Below are 791 nucleotides of genomic sequence, written 5' to 3' on the forward strand. Positions count from 1 at the left end.
GCCGTCCATCAAAATATGATGGTGGCTCCATACGATCTCATATTGGCTCTGCCCCGTCTTCAATACAGTAATCCGTAACAAAGCATCATTCGTCAGATCGAATCCTTGTTCCCGGTCCGATTGCTTGAATCGCTCTACTTTGCACTTGATCTCATCTTCCGGTACCCCTGTGAAATCCTTGAAAACGATCGACGGATTGCGCTTTTTCAGTACGATCTGTAGCGGCCTCTCTAATGCCTCGTATACAAACACTGTTCGGAAGATATCATACCGTTCCATCAGAAGAGAAAGGCTCTTCTCCAGATAGGATTCATGCAACGTCCCTTGAATGGTGAACGATACTTGTTCAAAGTACGCAGATGACTTCGGTTCCCTCAATGCCTGAAATAGCATCCCTTCTTGCATTGGAGACAACGGATAGATGGAAAGCAGTCCACCAGTATCGTTACTCACCAGTTGCTTGCGAAGTTTATCGAAAGTGGCGAGTGGTATTGATACGCTACCCACATCGCTCGGGGTCAGCTCCCGCTCCGTTTGCTGCATGCAATGCTCGATGATCGAAAGTAACTGCTTCTTGTAGTTGTCCAGCAGTCCTTGCATCGTGCTTTCCTCGTACTCCTGCTTATCGTATGTCAAGCTCAGCATCAGCTTTCCAGCGATTACATTCCCTGCAATGTCCAACGCATGAACCCGCTCCGACTGCGGACTCATTGACAATCCAGTAGACAGCCCAGACATGGACATCGCCCCGGCATTCATCTCCCGATCCCATTGCCCTAAGTAGTTGAAGC

General features: G+C 48.7%; 1 protein-coding gene. It reads right to left on the minus strand.

The genetic code is table 11. From position 1 onward, the window contains the following. Positions 1-791: condensation domain-containing protein (locus FS818_RS28235; RefSeq protein ID WP_260989998.1), on the minus strand; the 791-nt coding region annotated here is incomplete at both ends.

It is taken from the genome of Paenibacillus xylanexedens (genome assembly GCF_007680605.1).
GTDB classification, from domain to species: domain Bacteria; phylum Bacillota; class Bacilli; order Paenibacillales; family Paenibacillaceae; genus Paenibacillus; species Paenibacillus xylanexedens_B.